This is a genomic window from Acuticoccus sediminis, assembly GCF_003258595.1.
Classification (GTDB): domain Bacteria; phylum Pseudomonadota; class Alphaproteobacteria; order Rhizobiales; family Amorphaceae; genus Acuticoccus; species Acuticoccus sediminis.
Window position 1 is genome coordinate 261341 of the sequence record NZ_QHHQ01000001.1, and the last position, 20301, is coordinate 281641.

17 protein-coding genes are annotated in these 20301 nt (G+C 68.9%); 7 read left to right on the forward strand and 10 right to left on the reverse strand.

From position 1 onward, the window contains the following. The first annotated feature begins 32 nt into the window (after positions 1-32). The 5 genes from DLJ53_RS01055 (at position 33) to DLJ53_RS01075 (ending at position 5454) form a co-directional block, all read left to right on the forward strand. Positions 33-3572, forward strand: a complete 3540-nt coding sequence (locus DLJ53_RS01055) for a helicase-related protein (protein WP_425320949.1) — start codon at positions 33-35, stop codon at positions 3570-3572. Positions 3573-3594: 22 nt separating this feature from the next. After that, the gene (locus DLJ53_RS01060; RefSeq protein WP_226575195.1) at positions 3595-3840 is read left to right on the forward strand and encodes an RNA-binding S4 domain-containing protein; all 246 of its coding nucleotides are present in this window, start codon (positions 3595-3597) and stop codon (positions 3838-3840) included. A 100-nt stretch (positions 3841-3940) separates the two neighbouring features. Further along, a complete protein-coding gene (fdxA, locus tag DLJ53_RS01065; protein WP_111341590.1) occupies positions 3941-4279 on the forward strand; it encodes a ferredoxin FdxA in 339 nt (112 codons plus the stop codon). Positions 4280-4641: 362 nt separating this feature from the next. Beyond that, positions 4642-5244, forward strand: a complete 603-nt coding sequence (locus DLJ53_RS01070) for a CarD family transcriptional regulator (protein ID WP_111341592.1) — start codon at positions 4642-4644, stop codon at positions 5242-5244. Between the two features lie 63 nt (positions 5245-5307). After that, positions 5308-5454, forward strand: coding sequence for a DUF3096 domain-containing protein (locus DLJ53_RS01075; protein ID WP_111341594.1), 147 nt, complete (start codon positions 5308-5310; stop codon positions 5452-5454). 129 nt (positions 5455-5583) lie between these two features. Here DLJ53_RS01075 and DLJ53_RS01080 read toward each other — a convergent pair whose 3' ends face one another. The 8 genes from DLJ53_RS01080 to DLJ53_RS01115 form a co-directional block, all read right to left on the reverse strand. Next, positions 5584-6411 carry an FkbM family methyltransferase gene (locus DLJ53_RS01080; RefSeq protein WP_111341595.1) on the reverse strand — a complete coding sequence of 276 codons (828 nt, stop codon included), beginning with the start codon at positions 6409-6411 and terminating at the stop codon, positions 5584-5586. A 94-nt stretch (positions 6412-6505) separates the two neighbouring features. Further along, complete coding sequence (gene urtE, locus DLJ53_RS01085) at positions 6506-7201, reverse strand: urea ABC transporter ATP-binding subunit UrtE (RefSeq protein WP_111341597.1); 696 nt, start codon at positions 7199-7201, stop codon at positions 6506-6508. Beyond that, on the reverse strand, positions 7201-7953 hold the full coding sequence (gene urtD, locus DLJ53_RS01090) for an urea ABC transporter ATP-binding protein UrtD (protein WP_111341598.1): 753 nt from the start codon (positions 7951-7953) through the stop codon (positions 7201-7203). Before urtD ends, urtE begins: the two co-directional genes overlap by 1 nt. Next, positions 7950-9143 carry an urea ABC transporter permease subunit UrtC gene (urtC, locus tag DLJ53_RS01095; RefSeq protein WP_111341600.1) on the reverse strand — a complete coding sequence of 398 codons (1194 nt, stop codon included), beginning with the start codon at positions 9141-9143 and terminating at the stop codon, positions 7950-7952. The genes urtD and urtC overlap by 4 nt, the downstream gene beginning before the upstream one ends. Further along, positions 9140-9622, reverse strand: a complete 483-nt coding sequence (locus tag DLJ53_RS01100) for a GNAT family N-acetyltransferase (RefSeq protein ID WP_111341601.1) — start codon at positions 9620-9622, stop codon at positions 9140-9142. Before DLJ53_RS01100 ends, urtC begins: the two co-directional genes overlap by 4 nt. A gap of 2 nt (positions 9623-9624) precedes the next feature. After that, entirely contained in the window at positions 9625-11631 is a 2007-nt protein-coding gene (urtB, locus tag DLJ53_RS01105) for an urea ABC transporter permease subunit UrtB (protein ID WP_244934976.1), read from the reverse strand. 148 nt (positions 11632-11779) lie between these two features. Continuing rightward, entirely contained in the window at positions 11780-13057 is a 1278-nt protein-coding gene (urtA, locus tag DLJ53_RS01110; RefSeq protein WP_111341603.1) for an urea ABC transporter substrate-binding protein, read from the reverse strand. An 83-nt stretch (positions 13058-13140) separates the two neighbouring features. After that, positions 13141-13587, reverse strand: a complete 447-nt coding sequence (locus DLJ53_RS01115) for a response regulator (RefSeq protein ID WP_111341604.1) — start codon at positions 13585-13587, stop codon at positions 13141-13143. Positions 13588-13902: 315 nt separating this feature from the next. On the opposite strand from DLJ53_RS01115, the gene DLJ53_RS01120 reads away from it, so the two are divergent. Together DLJ53_RS01120 and DLJ53_RS36325 are read left to right on the forward strand one after the other, a co-directional pair. Continuing rightward, positions 13903-14664 (forward strand): response regulator transcription factor, encoded by a 762-nt coding sequence (locus tag DLJ53_RS01120; RefSeq protein ID WP_111341606.1) that lies wholly within the window; start codon positions 13903-13905, stop codon positions 14662-14664. Between the two features lie 171 nt (positions 14665-14835). Beyond that, positions 14836-15609, forward strand: a complete 774-nt coding sequence (locus DLJ53_RS36325) for a response regulator (RefSeq protein WP_146619853.1) — start codon at positions 14836-14838, stop codon at positions 15607-15609. A 19-nt stretch (positions 15610-15628) separates the two neighbouring features. On the opposite strand, the gene DLJ53_RS01135 is transcribed toward DLJ53_RS36325, so the two are convergent. Together DLJ53_RS01135 and DLJ53_RS01140 are read right to left on the reverse strand one after the other, a co-directional pair. Continuing rightward, positions 15629-18997, reverse strand: coding sequence for an efflux RND transporter permease subunit (locus DLJ53_RS01135; protein WP_111341611.1), 3369 nt, complete (start codon positions 18995-18997; stop codon positions 15629-15631). Further along, a complete protein-coding gene (locus DLJ53_RS01140) occupies positions 18997-20298 on the reverse strand; it encodes an efflux RND transporter periplasmic adaptor subunit (protein ID WP_146619854.1) in 1302 nt (433 codons plus the stop codon). Before DLJ53_RS01140 ends, DLJ53_RS01135 begins: the two co-directional genes overlap by 1 nt. Between the last annotated feature and the right edge of the window lie 3 nt (positions 20299-20301).

Consider the following 20301-nt stretch of genomic DNA (forward strand, 5'->3'; position numbering starts at 1 on the left):
CCTGCCTGCGCTCTCTCGGGAAGACCCCTCAAGTGACTGCCCCCAGCCCCCTCCTCCATCGTGCCGAGCGTTCGCGCAACGTCACGGCGGTGCTGGGCCCGACCAACACGGGCAAGACCCACCTCGCCATCGACAGGATGCTGGCGCGGCGCAGCGGGCTCATCGGCCTGCCGCTGCGGCTTCTGGCGCGCGAGGTGTACGGCCGCATCGTCGGCCGGATCGGCCCGGACGCCGTCTCGCTCATCACCGGCGAAGAGAAGATCATCCCGCCCGGCGCGCGCTATCACGTGGCGACCGTGGAGGCGATGCCGCTCGACCTCAATCCGGAGTTCGTCGCGATCGACGAGGTGCAGCTCGCCTCGGACCTCGAGCGCGGCCGCGTCTTCACCGACCGGATCCTGCGCGTGCGGGGCCAGTACGAGACGCTGCTGCTCGGTGCGCTGACCGCCCGCAACCTTCTCGAGAAGCTGCTCCCCGGCATCAGCGTCGTGACGCGCCCGCGCATGTCGATGCTGACCTATGCGGGCGAGAAGAAGCTCACCCGCCTGCCGCCGCGCTCGGCCGTCGTCGCCTTCTCCGCCAACGAGGTGTACGCGATCGCCGAGCTGATCCGCCGGCAGCGGGGCGGCGCGGCCATCGTCATGGGCGCTCTCTCGCCGCGCACCCGCAACGCCCAGGTCGAGCTCTTCCAGACGGGCGACGTCGACTTCCTGATCGCCACCGACGCCATCGGCATGGGGCTCAACCTCGACGTCGACCACGTCTCGTTCGCCTCGAACCGGAAATTCGACGGCTACCAGTACCGGACGCTGACGGCCGCCGAGCTCGGCCAGATCGCCGGTCGCGCCGGGCGCCACACCCGCGACGGCACGTTCGGCGTGACCGGCCGGGTCGCCCCGTTCGAGGACAGCCTCGTCGAGGCGCTGGAGACGCACGCCTTCCAGCCCGCCAAGGTCTTCCAGTGGCGCAATGCCGCGCTCGACTTCGCGTCGGTGCCGGCCCTGCGGGCCTCGCTGGACGAGCCGGCCCGGGAGGAAGGGCTCGCCAAGGCCCCGCCCGCGGACGACCAGAAGGCCCTCGAGCACGCAGCGAAAGTGCCGGATATCATGGACCTCGCCGACACGCCGGAACGCGTGGAACGGCTCTGGGAGGTCTGTCAGGTTCCGGACTACCGCAAAATCGCACCGGCGAACCATGCGGACCTCTTGCTGACGCTGTACAATTTCCTGATCGTCGAGGGGCGTATCCCCGATGACTGGATCGCGCGCCAGGTGCGCTACGCAGACAAGACGGACGGTGATATCGACACCCTGTCGAATCGGATCGCGCATATTCGGACTTGGACCTTCGTCGCCAATCGCAATGATTGGCTTGCTGATCCAGCCGAGTGGCGCGAAACGACACGAAATGTAGAGGATCGCTTGTCGGACGCTCTTCATGAGCGTTTGATGCAGCGGTTCGTCGATCGGCGCACCAGCGTCCTGATGAAGCGGTTACGAGAGAATGCGATGCTGGAATCCGAAGTAAACGACGCCGGCGACGTCATGGTCGAGGGCCAGCACGTCGGCTCGCTACACGGGTTCCGTTTCCAGGCCGACGCCTCGGCGGACGACCCGCGTGACGCGAAAGCGCTGCGGGCGGCTGCCAGCAAGGCGCTTGCCAAGGAGATGGAGCGCCGGGCTGACAAGGTGGCGGCAGCGCCCGACACCGCGCTGACCCTCGGGTCGGACGCTGCGATCCGGTGGCAGGGTGCCGTCATCGCCAGGATCACGGCGAGCGACGACACGCTGAAGCCGAACGCGGTGCTCCTCGCCGACGACAGCCTGCCGGCGCCGTCGCGCGACAAGGTGCAGGCCCGGTTGAGCCAGTGGCTCGCCGCGCACGTCACCGGCCTCTTGAAGCCGCTGTTCGACCTGCGCAACGCCGAAGGGCTGGACGGCGGCGCCCGCGGGCTCGCCTACCGCCTGTCCGAGCAGCTCGGCAGCGTCGAGCGGGCGAACGTCGCCGAGGAGGCGAAGGCGCTCGACCAGACGGCGCGTGCCGGTCTGCGGGCGCTGGGCGTCCGGTTCGGCGCCTACCACATCTTCGTGCCCGCGCTGCTCAAGCCCGCGCCGAGCCAGCTGATGGCCCTCCTCTGGGCGCTGAAGAACGCCGATCTGGACGTGCCGGGCCTCGCCGAAGTGCCGCAGCTCTCGGCGTCCGGCCGCACCTCGATCACCCTCGACCCCGAGGTCCCGAAACCGCTCTACCAGGTCGTCGGCTTCCGCCCGTGCGGCCCGCGCGCGGTGCGGATCGACATTCTGGAGCGCCTTGCCGACCAGATCCGCCCCCTCGTGGCCTGGCGGCCGGGACCGGACGCCGGTGATCCGCCTCCGGGCGCGGTCCCCCAGGGCGGCGGCTTCCTCGTCACGGTGGCGATGACGTCGCTGCTCGGCTGCTCGGGCGAGGACTTCGCCGCGATCCTGACGTCGCTCGGCTACCGGGTCGACCGCCACGAGGCGAGCCCCGCCGAGCGCGAGGCGCTGCGCGCGGCCAACGAGATCCGCTCCAAGGCCTCCCGCCAGGCCGAGCGCGGCGGCCGCGTCCCGGTTCCGGTGCGCGCGGCGCCGCAGCCCGCGGCGACCGAGGCTCCCGGCAGCGACGCCCTCCACGACGAGACGGCCGGCGACGCCGATGTCGGCGAGGACACGTCGGTCCTCAGCGACGAGGCGGCATTCGACACCTCCCCCGCGGAGGACACGCCGGAATACGCCGAGCCGACCGCCGACGCCGTCGAACCGGACGACGCCGCCGGACTGGCGCCGGCGGACGCGGAGGCCCAGACCGACTGGTCGCCGAGCGAGGCCGTGGCCGACGCGACGGACACCCCGAGCGGGGCCGAGGCCGAACCCGCGAGCGAGACCGGCGAGGCCGCCGAGGCCGCGCCCGAAGCCACGGAGCCTGCGGCCGAAGTCACCGAACCTGCGACTGAAGTGACCGAGCCTGCGACCGACATCACGGAGCCGGCGGCCGACGAGACGCCGGGCGAGGACACCGTCGCGGCAGCCGATACGGCGGTCACCCAGGACGCGCCCGCGGAGGATGCCGTCGCCGCCGAGGCGGACGACGCGAGCGCCGAGGCGGGCGAGCCGGAGGTCGTCACCGTCGAGGTGTGGCGCGTCCCGCGGCACCATCGCGGCGACCAGCCCCGCCGCCGCCGCAAGCCCTCGCAGCAGGACGGCCGGGGGCGTGGCGCACAGGGTGGCGACCGTCGCCGCGGTCCCGGCGAGGGCCGTGGCCAGGGCGATCGCGCACCGCACGAGCGCCCCGCGGCAGCGGGCGGGCCGGACGCTCCGGCAGTCGCGGGCGGCAGCGCTCCGGCGCCGTCGGCCGGCGGTGCGCCGCACGGCGGGTCCCATGAGGGCCGGCCGCGCGACGAGCATCGCGGCGGCAAGGGCAAGAAGCGCGGCGGCAAGCCGCAACAGCGCCCCGAGCCGCAAAAACCCCAGAAGCGCGAGCGCGAGGCGGACCCCGATTCGCCCTTCGCCAAGCTGGCCGCGCTGAAGGAGCAGATGGAGAAGCGCGATCGCTGAACAGGCGGTAGACGCTCAGCGACTGGACAAGTGGCTGTGCTACGCGCGGTTCGCCAAGACCCGCACCGTGGCACAGTCCCTCGTCGAAGGCGGCAAGGTGCGGATCAACCGCGAGACGGTCAAGTCGTCGAGCCGCATGGTCCGGGCCGACGACGTGCTCACCATACGCCTGTCCCGGGACGTGAAGGTGGTTCGCGTGATCGGGTTCGCCGATCGGCGGGTGTCGCCGCCGGAAACCGCCACTCTCTACGAGGCTGTCACAGGCTGAGCGGGAAGCTGGTGTCGTGCGGCAAGGCACGGTTGCTGTATTGCGCTTGTGCCGGACACACGAACGCCCTAATCCAGCCCCTGAAAAAGGAGTGTGTGAAGTGACTTACATCGTCGGCGACGCGTGCATCAAGTGCAAGTACACCGACTGCGTGGAAGTGTGCCCGGTGGACTGCTTCTACGAAGGTGAGAACATGCTGGTGATCCACCCCGACGAATGCATCGACTGCGGGGTGTGCGAACCGGAGTGCCCGGTGGACGCGATCAAGCCCGACACGGAGCCCGGCACGGAGAAGTGGGTCGAGCTCAATGGCAAATATGCAGCGGAGTGGCCCAACATCACCGTAAAGAAAGATCCGTATCCGGATCATGAGAAGTGGAGCGAGGTCCAGGACAAGCTGGAGACCCACTTCAACCCGGAGCCGGGTACCGGAGACTGAGACTCGGGGCCATGGGAATGCCGAGCGGGACAGTCAAGCCCTCGAGGGCCTAACAAACGGTTTCAATCCGTCGAGGTTTGGCGCGCGTCGGCGCGCCCTCTTCAATTTCGTCGCGAGCTGTGCTATATTGACATAATGCCGCGCACGTCATGATGCGCCGTATTCGCGCGAAGGTGTGGCTAGGTTGCAGCAACAACAGGAGCGGAGAGTCCGGCCCGGTCGACCCTTGGCGTCGTCGGGGCCCAGCACGTCGAGTTGTAAGCCGCATTTGGTGCCCATGGCAGCTGAGCCGGGCACGATCCACAAGAACTAGGCACGTCGGTCCGGCCGGGCCCGTGTTTCTCGAGGAGTACTCAGACCATATGGCAACGGTGAAGAAGAGCGCCGCTCCCAAGTCGGCGTTCAAGCCGAACGAGCACGTCGTGTATCCGGCGCATGGCGTCGGGCAGGTACAGGCCATCGAGAAGACCGAGTTCGCGGGTCACCCGCTGGAACTCATCGTGGTCACCTTCCCGAAGGATAAGATGACGCTGCGTGTTCCGGTTGGTAAAGCCAAAACGGTCGGCATGCGCAAGCTCGCCGACGGCGATACCATGAAAAAGGCGCTCGAGACCGTTGCCGGGCGCGCTCGCGTCAAACGCACCATGTGGAGCCGCCGCGCTCAGGAATACGAGGCGAAGATCAACTCGGGCGATCTCATCGCCATCTCGGAAGTCGTGCGCGACCTCTACCGCGCGGACAGCCAGCCCGAGCAGTCCTACTCCGAGCGCCAGCTCTACGAAGCCGCCCTTGACCGCATGGCCCGCGAGATCGCCGCCATCAACAAGAGCGAGGAAGACGAGGCGATCAAGCTGATCGAGACTCAGCTCGCCAAGAGCCCGAAGCGCGCCACCAAGGCGGAAGCCGAGGCCGACGCGGACGCCGACGAGACGGACGACGACGAACTGCACGACAAGGCAGCCTGATCTGTCGCGACCGCAGCGGGCCAGGGCCCGCTGCGCCCCTTGCACGACCCACTCGAGACGACCATGGAAAACCTCCCCGAGTTCCAACCCGCGGCCTACATCATCGCGGGGCTGGTTGTTTTGATATTCCCCCGTATTCTCAACTACATCGTTGCCGGGTACCTGATCTTCCTCGGTGCCTCGGAGCTGTGGCCGAACCTGCTGTCGTAACGCGGGCCGCGTCCGCGCGACCGGGCCACTGATTCTTCAGCCGACAGTGCCCGCGGTCTTCGCGGCTGCTGCAATTTCGTGCAGTATGAGACGTTTCGTGCAGACCACCATGTCATGCACAGGCGCATATCAGCCCTGCGACAAATAAATCGGCACTATATCGCGGCGGACCGCGACTATATCGCACTCCAGAAAACCTGTGCGGGCGCTCTCGGCGCGAAACCACTCCACGTAGTTCTCCGCCGGCCGGGCCTTCGGCCACCCCTTGTAGCGCAGCTCCCCCTTCGACGATTCCCGCCGCTCGACGATGTCCCAGACCTCCGGATCAGGCTCCGCCGCACCGCGCGGACTGATGACATATTGGCTATCGAACAGGTCGAAATGCTCGGCGAGCGCGGCCAGGACATCCTCCTCCCCGCCGAACTCGACGAACATCGCCGCAACCCGTCCTGCCGACAGCGCGCCGCTGAGCCCCCGCAGGACCTGAAGCTCCGCCCCCTGGACATCGATCTTCACGAACGTCACCTCGCGCTCGCCGAGGAGCGCGTCGAGGACGACCGTCTCCACCTCGTAGGTCTCGCCGGCCCTCGGAACGGGACCGGCCGAAGCGAGCCGGCCCACCGATGAGTAGCCGACGAATTTTCCCCAGTTCCCCGCCCGCCCAGGCTCGACCTTCGAGCCGACGTGAAACGCTTCGTGGCCCGCCCGGTCGCTCACGGCGGCCTTGAACAGACGGACACGGGGGTCGTCGCCGATCAGGTCCTCGAAGTGCGGCCAGTTGCCGGGATAGGGCTCGAACGCCCAGACCTCGCCCTTTGGGCAGGCGCGCAGCATCAGCTTGGTCCGGCGTCCGAGCGCCGCGCCGATGTCGAGCATGAGCCCGTCCCCCAGCCGGGCGATGCGGTCAAACACCGCAAAGTGGTCGGGAAAGGCCGAGCGGCCGTCACGCACGATCATCCTGTGCCTCCGAGGTCAGCGCCGGCCGACCCTTAGCACAGCGGGCCATCGGGCGGACCCGACCGGGGGCATCCCCGGCCGAACCGCCTCGCGGCTAGACCGAGACCGCCTTGAGGAGCTCGGCCTCCGTCAGCTCGGACTTGCGCCCCTCCAGGGCCACCGCGCCGCGCTCCATCACCACGAAGGTGTCCGCGAGGCGATAGGCGAACTGGAAATATTGCTCCACCAGGACGATCGCCATCGACTTCTGCTCGCGCAGATATTCGATCACGTCGCCGATCTGGTCGATGATGTTGGGCTGGATCCCCTCGGTCGGCTCGTCGAGCAGGAGGAGCTTCGGTTTGGTGATCAGCGCCCGCGCGATGGCGAGCTGCTGCTGCTGGCCGCCCGACAGGTCGCCGCCGCGCCGCCCGATCATCTGCTTCAGCACCGGGAAGAGCTCGAAGATCTCGTCCGGTACCTTGTGCTCCGCCTTCGGCAGGCACGCGTACCCGGTCTCGAGGTTCTCCTTCACGGTGAGGAGCGGAAAGATATCGCGCCCCTGCGGCACGACCCCGACGCCGCGCTTGGCGAGTGCGTGCGGCGGCGGCTTGGCGATGTCCTCCCCGTTCAGGCGATAGGCACCGCCCGAGCGGTGGTGGACGCCGGCAATCGCCTTCAGGAGGCTGGTCTTCCCGACGCCGTTGGTCCCCATCACGCAGGTCACCTCCCCCACGTTGGCGGCCATCGAGACGCCGTAGAGGATCTGCGACTGCCCGTAGTGGAGCGTGAGGTTCGACAGCTGCAGCATCAGCGCTCCCCCGAGCGGCCGAGGTAGACCTCGATCACGCGCTGGTCGTTGGTCACATGGTCGAGCGAGCCCTCGGCCAGCACCGAGCCCTCGTGCAGCACCGTCACGCGGCAGTTGAGCTGGCGCACGAACTCCATGTCGTGCTCGACGACGATGACGGAGCGGGTCTTGGCGACCTCGCGCAGGAGGCGCGTCGTGTGCTCGCGCTCGCCCACCGTCATCCCGGCGGCCGGCTCGTCGACCAGCAGCAGCTGCGGGTCCTGGGCGAGCAGCATGCCGATCTCGAGCCACTGCTTCTGCCCGTGCGAAAGTTCGCCCGAGCGGCGCCGCAGCTCGCTGATGAGGCCGATCTCGCGGGCGAGGCCCTCGACACGCTCGATGTCCGGCTCGGTGCGCTTGTAGAACAGGGTCGACCAGGTGTTGCGCGGGTTCTTCAGCGCCATGATGAGGTTCTCGAACACCGTCTGGTCCTCGAACACCGTCGGGCGCTGGAACTTGCGGCCGATGCCGAGGCGGGCGATCTCCGCCTCGCTCTTCCTGAGCAGCGAGATGTTGTGCTCGCCCCAAGTGACGCGGCCCTTGTCCGGCCGGGTCTTGCCGGTGACGATGTCCATGAACGTCGTCTTGCCGGCCCCGTTCGGGCCGATGATCGCCCGCAGCGAGGCGGGGTCGATCTCGAACGAGAGGTCGTTGATCGCCTTGAAACCGTCGAAGGAGACGGAAACGCCGGCGACTTCCAGGAGCGCGCTCACTTCACCTCCTTCGGCTCGCCCTTGTAGGGACGGACCGCCGTGGGGAGCCTCAGATAATCGAACAGCCCCGCGAGACCCTTCGGCGCGAACAGCGTGACCAGCACGAAGGAGACGCCGAGCAGGACCTGCCACCAGTCGACCCAGAGGATCTTGGTGAAGCCGAGGTCGATGTCGGGCACGCGCCCGCCGGTGAACCAGGTGGACAGCAGCGACACCGTCGCCGCGCCGAGGATCGCCCCGTAGAGCCGGCCCCGCCCGCCGATCGCCACCCAGACCGCGAGATAGATCGAGGCGATGGGCGCGATCTCGGCCGGGTTGATGATGCCGGCCTGCGGGTAGTAGAGCGCGCCGGCGATGGCGCAGATGATCGCCGTCAGCACGAAGACGAAGAGCTTGAAGTGCGTCACCTGGTAGCCGAGGAAGCGCACGCGGCTCTCGTCGTCGCGGATGCCGCGGATGACCGAGCCGAACTTGCCCGACACCACCCAGGCGCACACCAGGTAGCCGACGCCGAGCGCGACCGCCGATGCGACGAAGAACCAGATCGAGATGACGCTCTGCGGCGTATCGGAGAAGCCGGGGATGTTCTGGAGGCCGGACAGGCCGTTGTTGCCGCGCAGCCCCGAGTCGTTCTGGAAGAGATAGAGCGCCAGCGCGAGCGTCATCGCCTGCGTCAGGATCGACAGGTACACACCGGTGACCCGCGAGCGGAAGGCGAGCCAGCCGAACACCAGCGCGAGGACCCCCGGCACCAGCACCACCAGCGCGAGCTGGATGATCAGCGAGTGCGCGCCCGCCCAGATCAGCGGGATCTCCGACCCGCCGACCACGCCGAAGATCTGCGTGCCGATGGCGGACTTGATCTCCTCCGGCGTCGGCGGCAGGGCGGCCGACGCCTGGGCCGCGACCACGATCGCCTCGGTGCGGGCGTACATGATCCACATGCCGATGCAGTACCCGCCGATGCCGAAGAAGGCGAAGTGGCCGAGCGACAGGATACCCGTGTAGCCCCAGACGAGGTCCATCGCGACGGCGGCGAGGCACAGGCACAAGGTCATGCCAAGCACCTTGAGGAAGCTCGTCGAGATATCGCCGTTGCCGGCCATCACCACCACCGTGCCCGTGAAGACGGCGAGCAGCAGGAGCACGACGATGGTCGAGGGTTGAGCCAGGACCGAGCGTTGGTTCATCGCACCGCCTCCGGGGTTTCGAGGGTCTTGGTGTAGAAGATGCTGTGGGGGTCGAGCCGGTAGTCGCCGAACGGCTCGCAGACCGCGAAGCCGTAGCGCTCATAGAGCCGGCGGGCGGCGCCGAAGGCCTCGATCGTGCCGGTTTCGAGCCACAGCGAGTGGTAGCCGCGGCGCTCCGCCTCGGCGAGGATGGTCTCGAGGATCACCTTGCCGACGCCCTTGCCGCGCTGGGCGGCCGCGGTGTGCATCGACTTGATCTCGCCCGCCTCGTCCGGGAGCGCCTTGAGCGCGCCGACCCCGGCGAGCTCCGTTCCGTCCCACGCCGCCCAGACCGTGACCTCCGGAACGTCGAGCCCGTCGGCGGTGAGGAAGTGGCAGCTCTCCGGCGGACTGAGCGAGGAGCAGTGCGCGGCGTGCGCGGCGAGGAGCGTCAGCACCTCGGGCGCGGCAAGGTCGGCGCGTGTGACCGTCAGCGTCATCGTCACGCCTCCGCCGCGCGGCCCTTGAGGGCGAAGATGCCCCGCGGCCTGAACTGGATGAAGATGATGATGAAGATGATCATGTAGGTCTGCGCCGCCAGCGTGTTGGACGGGTTGAACCACTCGATCCCCTTCTGCAGGAAGCCGATGAGCGTGGCGCCCGTCAGCGTCCCCCAGACATTGCCGACACCGCCGACGACCACGGTCATGAACGACTGGACGATGTACTGCTGGCCGAGCTCGGAGGTGACCTGCGCGTAGAGGCCGATCGCGACGCCGGCGATCCCGGCGATGCCGGAGCCGAGACCGAACGTCAGCATGTTGATGCGCTCGGGGTTGATGCCCATCGAGGACGCCATGCGCCGGTTCTGGGTCACCGAGCGGACCTCGAGGCCGAGGCGCGTGCGGTTGAGCACCAGGAGCAGCGCCGCGAAGAAGATCAGCGCCAGCACGAAGATCGCGATGCGGATGTAGGAGATCGAGGCGATGGAGTTGATCTCCCACGACCCTGCCAGCCAGTCCGGCGAGGTGAGCGGGCGCGCCTGCGTGCCGAAGATGTTCTTGGCGAGCTGCTGCAGCGCGATCGACACGCCGAAGGTCGCGAGCAGCGTCTCCAGCGGCCGGTGGTAGAGCCAGCGGATGACCAGCCGCTCCAGGATGACGCCGGCGGCGAAGCCGACCGCGAAGGCGAGCGGCAGCGAGACGACGATCGACAGCGTCTTGTCCGGCACGTACTGCTGGACGACGTAGCCGGTGTAGGCGCCCATCATGATGAACTCGCCGTGCGCCATGTTGATGACGCCCATGACGCCGAACGTGATGGCGAGGCCGATGGCGGCGAGGAAGTAGATCGAGGCGAGCGACAGGGCGTCCATCGCCAGGTCGAGGAACTGGTAGAGGCTCACCTTCGTCTCGATCGAGCCGAGCGTGTCGAGCGCCGCGTCGGTGATGACCTTCGGCTGGACATAGGCCTCGTAGAAGGTGTGGCCGTCGACGAGGTCCTCGCGCTGCTCCTCGGTGAGCGTCGGGTCGACGACGCCCTCGGCGGCGAGCGCGGCGTAGGCGTCGTCACGTGCGTCCCGGGTGTCGAGCGATGCGACCTCGACACCGGCGACCTTGCCGTCGACGATATGACTGATCAGGGAGGCGTCGCGCTGCGCGGCGTCGATCACCTTCGGCGCCAGCCCCTTCTGGACCAGGAACTGGTAGGCCGCCTCGAAGGGGAAGGCTTCCGAACCCGGCGTCAGGGTCCGCGCGACGTTGACGTCATCGCCCGGCTCCTCGTCGCTGACCTCCATCTGGGTGGCCAGCAGCGGGTTCAGCGCGGCGCGGGCGGTGACGGACATGTCGCCGGCGAAACTCTCGATGGCGGCCACGCGCGCGGCGGCGTCCTCGTCGAATTTCAGCGTCAGCAGGCGCTCGGCGAGCCGCATCTCGCGAATGACCGTCGGCGTCTCCTCCTTCTCGAGCGCCTCGCGCAGCAGCGGGAGCTGCTCGGCGGAGGGGTCGGCGAGGATCGCGGCGACGGCGGTCTTGCGGACGTCCGGGTCCGGGTTGTTGAGCTGGAAGCGCACCAGGGCGGAGGCCATCACCACCTGGACGCCACGGTTGGGCCGGATCTGGTCCAGGTCCCGGCGACCGGCGGTGCCGAGCTCGTCACCCGTGACGATGTGGCGCAATGTGTAGTTGTCGCCGTCACGGTCGGCCAGGAAGAAGCGTCCGTCGTCCTTCCGCACGAAGAGTTCGCGGTCCATCCAGCGCTGCAGCACGACGTTGGCGCCTTCGAGGCCGCTGTTGGCCAGTGCGTCGATGGCCGGGCCGATGGTCTGGCGCGAGCTCTTCTGGATGACGTCGGTGTTGTCGAGCATGAGCTGCTCGATCGGCGTGGGGGCGGGCTGGGCCTTGGCGATCGCCGTCAGGGCGATCAGAGCGACGGCCAGGCTGCCCAATAAAAAGGCAAGCCGGATGAAGGCGGGGGCGAGGCCCCGAGCGGCGGCATTGATCGGCAAGAGATTGCCCCTCGGACGCGGATGGAGGGAGCCGTCGCCCGGGACTGGGCGACGGATCTTGGACTCGCGAGCGACCCGGCGGGCCGTCCATCGCGCAACGGCCGCGCAGCCCTGGTGGCGACGGCGCGGCGCGTGCGTCAGGCGAACTCTAGTAGTTCGACTTGATCTGCACGCAGGTCTCGGTCTGCGTGTTGTACATGCCGCACTTGAGGTCCTTCCAGTCGGACTTCAGCACCGCGGACTCGGGGAGGAAGTCGGTCCAGGCGTCGCCATCGACCTCTTCGGTCTGCGAGATGATGTCGAACTGGCCGTCCTCGGTGATCTCGCCGATGAGGACCGGCTTGGCGAGGTGGTGGTTCGGCAGCATGACCGCCGTGCCGCCCGTCAGGTTCGGGAACTCCTGGCCGATCATCGCCTGCTCGACGGCGTCGACGTCGGTGGTGCCGGCCTGCTCGACGGCGTTCACCCACATGTTGAAGCCGATGTAGTGGGCCTCCATCGGGTCGTTGGTGACGCGGTCGTCGCCCATGCGGGCCTTCCAGGTCGCGACGAACTCCTCGTTCTCCGGCGTGTCGGCGGACTGGAAGTAGTTCCAGGCGGCGAGGTGGCCGACGAGGTTGGAGGTGTCGAGGCCGGAGAGCTCCTCCTCGCCGACGGAGAAGGCGACGACGGGGATGTCGTCGGCGGTCACGCCCTGCGCGGCGAGCTCCTTGTAGAAGCCGACGTTGGCGTCACCGTTGATGGTGGAGATGACGCCGACCTTGGAGCCGTCCGAGGCGAGGTCGGTGACCTGCGACACGATCGTCGACCAGTCGGAGTGGCCGAAGGGGGTGTAGTTCACGAAGATGTTCTCTTCGGCGATCCCCTTGGACTTCAGGTAGGCCTCGAGGATCTTGTTGGTCGTGCGCGGGTACACGTAGTCGGTGCCCAGCAGCGCGAACTTCTCGACCCCGAGTTCCTCGAGGAAGTAGTCGACGGCCGGGATCGCCTGCTGGTTCGGCGCGGCGCCGGTGTAGAACACGTTCTTGGAGGATTCCTCGCCCTCGTACTGGACGGGGTAGAACAGGAGGCCGTTCAGCTCCTCGATGACCGGAAGCACGGATTTGCGCGACACGGACGTCCAGTTGCCGAAAATTACGTCAACCTTGTCGACGGTGAGCAACTGGCGGGCAAGTTCGGCGAAGCGGGGCCAATCCGACGCGGGATCGACGACGACGGCTTCGAGCTGGCATCCGAGGAGGCCACCCTTTTCGTTCTGCTGATCGACCAGCATCAGAATGGTGTCTTTGAGGGTGGTCTCAGAGATCGCCATCGTGCCGGAGAGGGAGTGCAGGACGCCAACCTTGATGGGGCACTCGACATCCTGCGCGGCGGCCGGCAGCACGCCTGCGGCCAGAACAGCGGCCGCGACGATTGTTCTTTTCATTCTCTTGCTCCTTCGACTGCGACTTGTGCGCGTCTAGGTCGAAGCAAGAGTCTTGCCACAATTTCGGCCCATAGGTTTTGCCTTCAGGCAATACCCATCTGCGTCGATCGCGGCAAGCGAACCGCCGAAAACCAAAAACGTTCGAGCGAGTCTATGACTTCACGATAGGCCCCCAGCTCGAGCGGCTTTTGCATATATGAGTTTGCGCCGAGCTCATACGTCTCATCCACGTCGGCGCTGGCACGGGAGCTGGAAAACACGACGACGGGGATGGTCCGCGTGCCGATGGAGGACTTCATCGTCGCCAGCACGTCCTTGCCGTTCATGTCCGGCAGGTTGAGGTCGAGAACGATCAGGTCGGGACGCTGCGCTCCCTCGAACGGTCGCTGCCCGTTCACGTAGGCGCAGGCGTCGACGCCGCCCTCCACCACGACGAGCTGGATGCCGCTGCCGGAGATGGCCTCTTCCATCAGAATTGCGTCGGCCGGATTGTCCTCGACCAGCAGCATCAGGGCGGACCGCTCTGTCATCGTACGTCTCCGCGCCCCGAACGAGGCGCCCAAGCCCGAGTCTGCACTGCCTCCATACTATGTCCGGGGTGGGCGAATTCGCCTCACCCCGCGGAAACACTGCCTCGGTCCCCATCGTACAGCAGATGGATACTCAACGCTTGCGCCATTACAACTTCATCGATTTTCAATTAGTAGCTGCGGCGGTGAAATTAAGTCGAGCTTCCTAAAGCACTGGTTTTGGGAGGGGAATTATACCAGAAGTTCAGGGGGGACTGGCCGCAACCTCAAATCAATTGTAAAACCTCAGATGGATTCGACACATGAGGTTCGAACGTGGACGCGGGAAACGGCAACGGACGGATCGACAGTGCCAGCGGCGCGACCCATCCGCTCGTGCTGGTGGTCGAGGACGAGATCCAGGTTCAGGAACTCGTCGCCCAGATCCTGAAGCGCGAGAAGTTCCGCGTCGCGACCGCCGACAGCGTCCGCGCCGCCGAAGCCGTGCTCGAAGACCAGGACGTCATGATCGCGCTCGTCGACCTCACCCTGCGGGACGGGAACGGCCTCGACCTGGTGCGCCGCCTCTCGCTGGACCCGATGGTCGGCACCATCATCATGTCCGGCGCGTCGGAGGACATGGACCGGATCATCGGCCTCGAAGTCGGCGCCGACGACTATGTCACCAAGCCGTTCAACAACCGCGAGCTGGCTGCACGCCTGCGCCGCCACGCCGCCCGCATCCAGTTCATCCGCGACCAGTCCGTCCCAACGCCACCGACGAGCGAGCCCGACGCAAGGCCCGGCCCCGCCCTCGGCGACTGGACCATCGACGAGCCGCGGCGCTCCGTCTACGACGGCGCCGGCCGTCGCGCCCTCCTCTCGGACGCCGAGTTCCGCACCCTCGTCTGCCTCTTCCGCAACCAGGGCCAGGTGCTGAGCCGCGACGGCCTCTACCGCGAGGTCGTCGGCCCCGGCAGCCGCGACCCGCTCGACCGCCGGATCGACGTCTACGTCTCCGGCCTGCGGAAGAAGCTCAAGCTGACCGACCCCCACCGCATCCGCACCGTCCACGGCGTCGGCTACATTCTCGACTGACCCCTCGGCGCCCACCGGCCGGCCGGCGCGCCAGCCCGGAGGCGTCCGCGAACCATGCCCCCGCGCTGGCCGGTTTTCACCGCGCCCCGTCGCGCACAAGCCACGGGCAATCTCCACAAGAGACAGTTCGCGTGTCGCCCCAGTCAGTAACCAAGGTGCTGAGAGCCTCCGATGCCAGACGCGTCTGATGAAGTGAACCGCGAGCGCGAAGGCGAACTCGAAGACCTGGCACGTGACGAAGTGTCACTGCTGTCCGTCCTGCTTGCCCCCAACCGCCAGGGCGAGGCCCTGCGTCAGAGCCTCATGCTGGCCCTGGGTCTGGACGAGAGGTCCGGCCCCGACACGGATGCGACCCCGCCGTCCGAACCGTCCCCCTGCCCCCCACCCGCCGAGGCCACCGTGACCGCGCCTGCCCCCCAGCCCGCCGATGGCGTACCGACATCCACCGCCGCAACGGCCGCCGCCCCGTTCGTGTCCACCGCCTCGAACGACGTGACGCGGACGGCGTGGCCCATGGCCCGCCTCGGCCTCGGTGCCGCCGCCAACAATCCGCACGCCCTCGTCGTCGACGACACCGTCATGGTGCGCGAGCACACCGTGAAGCTGCTGGAGCGGCTCGGCTACACCGTCACCGCGGCCGAGAACGGGCCGATGGCGCTCCGCCTGCTGAAAGGCATCCCGCGGCTCGACCTCCTCGTGACCGACGTCGTCATGCCGCTCGCGATGAACGGGCGCGAGCTCGCCGAGAAGGTGAAGGAACAGCACCCCGAAACCGCGATCGTCTTCGTCTCGGGATTTGCCGACCTCGGCGTGGAGGAGCGCGTCGGCCTGCCCGCCTCGGTGAACCTCCTCGCCAAGCCCTTCACCCGCGACGAGTTCAACGACGCGATCAACAGCGCGGTGCGCGAGGCGCAGGCCAGCCCGGATACCCCAGCGATCCACTGAGGCTTAGCGGGCGACCGCGCTATGACGCGCGGCCGAGCCCGTGGCCTCCGGCGTCGCGCCGCCGCCCGATCAGCAGCGAGAAGAGCCGGCCGATGTCCCGGCCGACGCCCAGCAGGCTCGGCACCAGCACCAGGACGAGCACCGTCGCCGAGGCCAGGCCGAACACGATCGTCACCGCCATCGGTTTCAGGAACTCCGCCGAGATCGACGTCTCGAACAGGAGCGGCACCAGCCCGCCGATCGTCGTCAGCGAGGTCAGGAGCACCGCCCGCAGCCGGTCCGCGCTCGCCCCCACCGCCGCGCCGTCGAATCCCGCGCCCTCCTCAAGCCGCTCGTCGAACCGCTTCACCAGGATGATGGAGTCGTTGACGAGGATGCCGGCGAGGCCGAGCAGGCCGACGAGCGAGACGATGGTGAGGTTCATCCCCATCACCCAGTGGCCGAGGATCGCCCCCACCGCGCCGAAGGGGATGATCAGCATGATCACCACCGGCCGCCAGTAGGACCCGAACACCAGGGCGAGCGTCACGTAGATCACGAAGAGCGCCAGGTAGGCACCGTTCTGCAGGTCCTCGAAGGACCGCCGCCGCTCCCGGTCGCGGCCGCCGAACTCGCCCCGCACCCCATGCCGCGCCTCGACGATCGGAAGGACCTCGGACGCGACGCGCTCGGTCACCGCCTGGGGCGTCGTCACGTCCGGGTCCACGTCCGCCGTCACGGCGATCGTCACGTCCCCGTCGCGCCGCAGGATCATCGCGAAGGTATTGCGCTCCTCGATCTCCACCACCTCGGACGCCGGGACGAACGTGCCCGTCGCCGAGCGCAGGAAGAGGTCGTCGATGGTCATCTCCCGGCCGGCGGTGCGCTGGCGCACGCGCACAGGCACCTCCTCGGCGTCCGGACCGAGCGTCAGGCGGCGCGCGATCTCGCCCTCGAAGGCACCGCGGACCTGTGTGCCGACCGACTCCAGCGTGAAGCCCAGCGCCTCGCCGCGCGGCGTCAGGCGCATCGCGATCTCGGGCTTGCCGTAGGGCAGGTCGTCCGCGACGCCCGACACCCCGTCCCACGGCTCGATCGCCGACATCACCTCCGTCGCCGCCGCCTTCAGCGCCGAGGGCGACGCCCCGGTGAGGCGCAGGTCGAGGTCGCGGCCCGGCGGTCCGCCCCGACGCTCGGCGATGGAGGCCGCCTTCACGCCGGCAAGGTCCGGCAGCGCCTCGCGCCAGGCGCGCACGAGATCGGGCGTCCTGACCTCGCGCCGCTCCGACGGGGTGAGCTGCACCGACAGCGTCGCGAGGTTGTCCCCCCGGTCGCGGCCGGCCCGGCCGATCAGCGCGTAGGCGTCGGCGACGAGGTCGCCCCTTTCGGCGAGGCGCGCCTCGGTCTCGAGCAGCGACGCCTCGATCGCCTCGATCCCGGCGATGGCGCGCTCGCGTGGGGTCCCGGGGTGGAACTCCACCCGCGCCGTGATGAACTCCGATTCCGGCGACGGGAAGAAGATGAACTTGATGTGCCCGCCGCCGATGTAGAGGCCGTAGACCACCACCATGACGCTGCCGACAGCGAAGGCGAGCGTGGCGTAGCGGAAGGTGTAGGCGGCACGCACGATCCGGGTGAACGCCCCGTCGCGCAGGCGGTTGAACGTCCGGTCGAACCCGGCCCGGAAGCGGGTCAGCGGATCGCGCGGCGCCCTGTGCCGGCGGCGGGCGAGGCGGCGCTCCACGAAGGCGGCGAAGGCGAGCCCGGCGAGGATCGCCACCACCGCGAGGAGCGCCGGCGGCAGCTCGATGAGCGGGCGCAGCACGGCCAGCCCCTGCGCTGCCGTGGTCCCGTTGGTCAGCAGCCAGGACGAGGCCTGGACCAGCCCGCCGATGAACGCCGCGCCGAGCCCCGCGAGGACCGTGAGGCGCAGGAGGCGGCCGAGCGCGAGCTGCGAGCCGCCCTGGTGCGCGAGGTGCCCCGGCAGCACGAGGAAGCACTCGATGAGCGACGCGACGATGATCGCGATGCCCACCAGCGGGATCGCCGACATCATCTGCCCCATCACGTCGCGCATCAGGAAGATCGGCGCGAACGAGGCGACCGTCGTCAGCGAGGAGGCGAGCACCGGCACCAGCATCTCGGTCGCGCCCCGGACGGCCGCGTCCGTCTGCGGCACTCCGCGCGCGGCGAGCGTGTCGGCGTGCTCGCCCACCACGATGGCGTCGTCGACGATGACGCCGAGCATCATGATGAGCGCGAACAGCGACACCATGTTGAGCGACTGACCGGTCGCCAGCATCACCGCCAGCGTGCCCGCGAACGCCACCGGAATGCCGAGCGCGACCCAGAAGGCGATGCGCGCGTTGAGGAAGATGAAGAGGACGACGAGAACGACCGCGAGCCCCTGCCAGCCGTTGGTGACGAGGAGCGAGATGCGCTCCCACAGCATCTCGGTGCGCACGTCGTAGAGCTTGACGTGCAGAGTCGGCGGCAACGTCGCGCGCAGCTCGTCGAGGTAGGCGCGCACGGTACGGTCGGCGGCGAGCGCGTCGGCGGTCGGCGCGCGCTCGATGGTGAGCTCGATCGCCGGATCGCCGTCACGAAGGCCGGACACCGAGGCGCGCTCGAACCCCTCCGCGACGTTGGCGACGTCGCGCACGGTCACGACCTCGCCCGTCGGCAGCGTCTTGACCGGGAAGGCAGCGATCTCCTCCGGCGTCTTCCCGGCGGCGAGGACGCGAACCTGCCGCTCCACCACGCCCTCGACCACGCCGGACGGGCGGTCCAGCGTGTTGTTGCGCACCGCCGTCGCGACGTCCTCCACCGTGAGGCCGAGGCGCAGCAGGTCGTGCTCGCGCGCATCCACCACGATCTCCCGGTCCCGCGCGCCGCCGAGGGACACCTGGTCCAGACCGCGCGCCATGAGGTCGTCGCGGATGCGGCGCGCGAACGTCTGCAGCGCCGGCTCGGAGAACGGGCCGGAGACGGAGACCTTGGCGACCGGGTCGCGCAACCGGTCGAAGCGCACCTTCGGGCGCTCGGCGTCGTCGGGAAGCGTGGTGATCGCGTCGACGGCCTGCTCCACGTCGGAGTAGGCCTTCTGCATGTCCGTCCCGGCCTCGAACTCGATCGAGGTGAAGGCCGAGCCCTCGCGGGCGATGGAGCGGATGCTGTCGACGCCGGTGAGGTAGCGCACCGCCGGCTCCACGGCGGTCAGGATGTTGTCGGACACGTCCTCCGCGCTGGCGCCCGGCCAGGGGATGCGCACCTCCACCTCGTTGAGGTTCGCAGGCGGCCAGAACCGGGTCGTCAGCCCGGTCAGGGCGTAGACGCCCACCGCGAGCATCAGCGCCATCAGGAGGTTGGCGGCGTTGGGGTGGCGGGCGAACCCCGCGATGAGCCGCATCAGGACGGCTCGCGCCGGGCTTCGCCGGTGTCGTCCAGATCGACGCGGCGCACCTTGAGGCCGTCGCCCGCCTCGGCGAGGCGCGTCGTCACGATCTGGTCGCCCGGTTTCAGCGGGCCGCGCACGATCGCCTCCGACCCGTCCCGGGCAAGGACGGTCACGGGGATGCGCTCCAGCCGGTCGTCGTCGCCGATGACGAAGACGTGGTCGCCGTAGAGGGCGGTCGTCGGCACGCGGGCGGACTGCGGGTGCGGCCGGTCCGGCACCGCGACCTCGACGAAGGCACCCGGACGCGGCAGCGCCCCCGGCGGCAGCTCCAGCCGGGCGTAGACGTCGACGCCGCCGGTGTCGCTCGCCACCTTGGCGCCGATGCGGTTGACGACGGCGGTGTAGGTCAGCGGCTCGTCGCCGATCAGCCAGGCGACGGCGATTTTCGCGCCGATCAGCGACTTGCCGGCGATGAGGCGGCCGTAGCGCTCGTCGGACAGCACGAACCGCACCTCCAGCCCGTCGGCGCGGACCAGCGTCACGGCGACGTCGTTGGCCTGGAAGATCCGGCCGAGCGCCGCCGTCTCGTTGAGGACGATGCCGCGAAAGGGGGCGGCGAGGACGGTATCCTCCAGCGCGCGCTCCGCCTCCTCGACGGTCCACTCCAGGCGGTCGATCTGGGCGCGCTGCTGGTCGAGGCGCGCCTCCTCCCCCTCGAGGCTGTAGCGCGCCTGATCGACCGACTGCTGCCGCTGGCTGACGAGGAGGCGCCGCTCGTCGACGGCGCGGTCGGTGATGGTGCCGCTGCGCAGCGTGGTCGCGCGGTCGAGGTCCCGGGTGGCGAGGGTGAGCTGCTCCTCGGCGCGGGCGAGGTCGCTGCGGCCCATGGCGATGCGGCTCTCCGCCTCGCGAGCGGCGGCCTCGGCTTCCTTCAGCTGGGCACGGGCCTCGCGCAGCGCGCCGGAGTAGGCGAACGGGTCGATGCGCACCAGCGTCGCCCCCTCGTCCACCATGCCGCCGACGGCAAGGTCCGGGTGAACCTCGACGACGCGGCCGGGCGAGGCGACGCGCAGCTCCGCGCTCTCGAGCGCCACCACCTCGCCGAAGGCGCGCAAGGTGGCGCGGTTGGTGGCGATCTCGGCGTCGACGGCGGTAACGGAATAGACGGTCTCTGCAGGCCGGGTGCGGGCCGCGTGGTCCGCCGCCCCCCCGTCGACGAGGCGGTCGGTCCAGGCCCAGGCCGCGAACAGGATGACGGCCGGCAGGATCGCCTGCGCGGCCAGACGCAACAGCCGGACGAGAGCGCGCCTCACAGC

Coding starts and splice junctions, on each gene's coding strand:
- urtE (WP_111341597.1), bottom strand. CDS start 7,201: ATGCTGCAGCTGTCGAACCTCACGCTCCACTACGGGCAGTCGCAGATC.
- DLJ53_RS01070 (WP_111341592.1), top strand. CDS start 4,642: ATGGCAACGGTGAAGAAGAGCGCCGCTCCCAAGTCGGCGTTCAAGCCG.
- DLJ53_RS01080 (WP_111341595.1), bottom strand. CDS start 6,411: ATGATCGTGCGTGACGGCCGCTCGGCCTTTCCCGACCACTTTGCGGTG.
- DLJ53_RS01115 (WP_111341604.1), bottom strand. CDS start 13,587: ATGACAGAGCGGTCCGCCCTGATGCTGCTGGTCGAGGACAATCCGGCC.
- DLJ53_RS01135 (WP_111341611.1), bottom strand. CDS start 18,997: ATGCGGCTCATCGCGGGGTTCGCCCGCCACCCCAACGCCGCCAACCTC.
- DLJ53_RS01100 (WP_111341601.1), bottom strand. CDS start 9,622: ATGACGCTGACGGTCACACGCGCCGACCTTGCCGCGCCCGAGGTGCTG.
- urtA (WP_111341603.1), bottom strand. CDS start 13,057: ATGAAAAGAACAATCGTCGCGGCCGCTGTTCTGGCCGCAGGCGTGCTG.
- DLJ53_RS36325 (WP_146619853.1), top strand. CDS start 14,836: ATGCCAGACGCGTCTGATGAAGTGAACCGCGAGCGCGAAGGCGAACTC.
- urtC (WP_111341600.1), bottom strand. CDS start 9,143: ATGAACCAACGCTCGGTCCTGGCTCAACCCTCGACCATCGTCGTGCTC.
- DLJ53_RS01075 (WP_111341594.1), top strand. CDS start 5,308: ATGGAAAACCTCCCCGAGTTCCAACCCGCGGCCTACATCATCGCGGGG.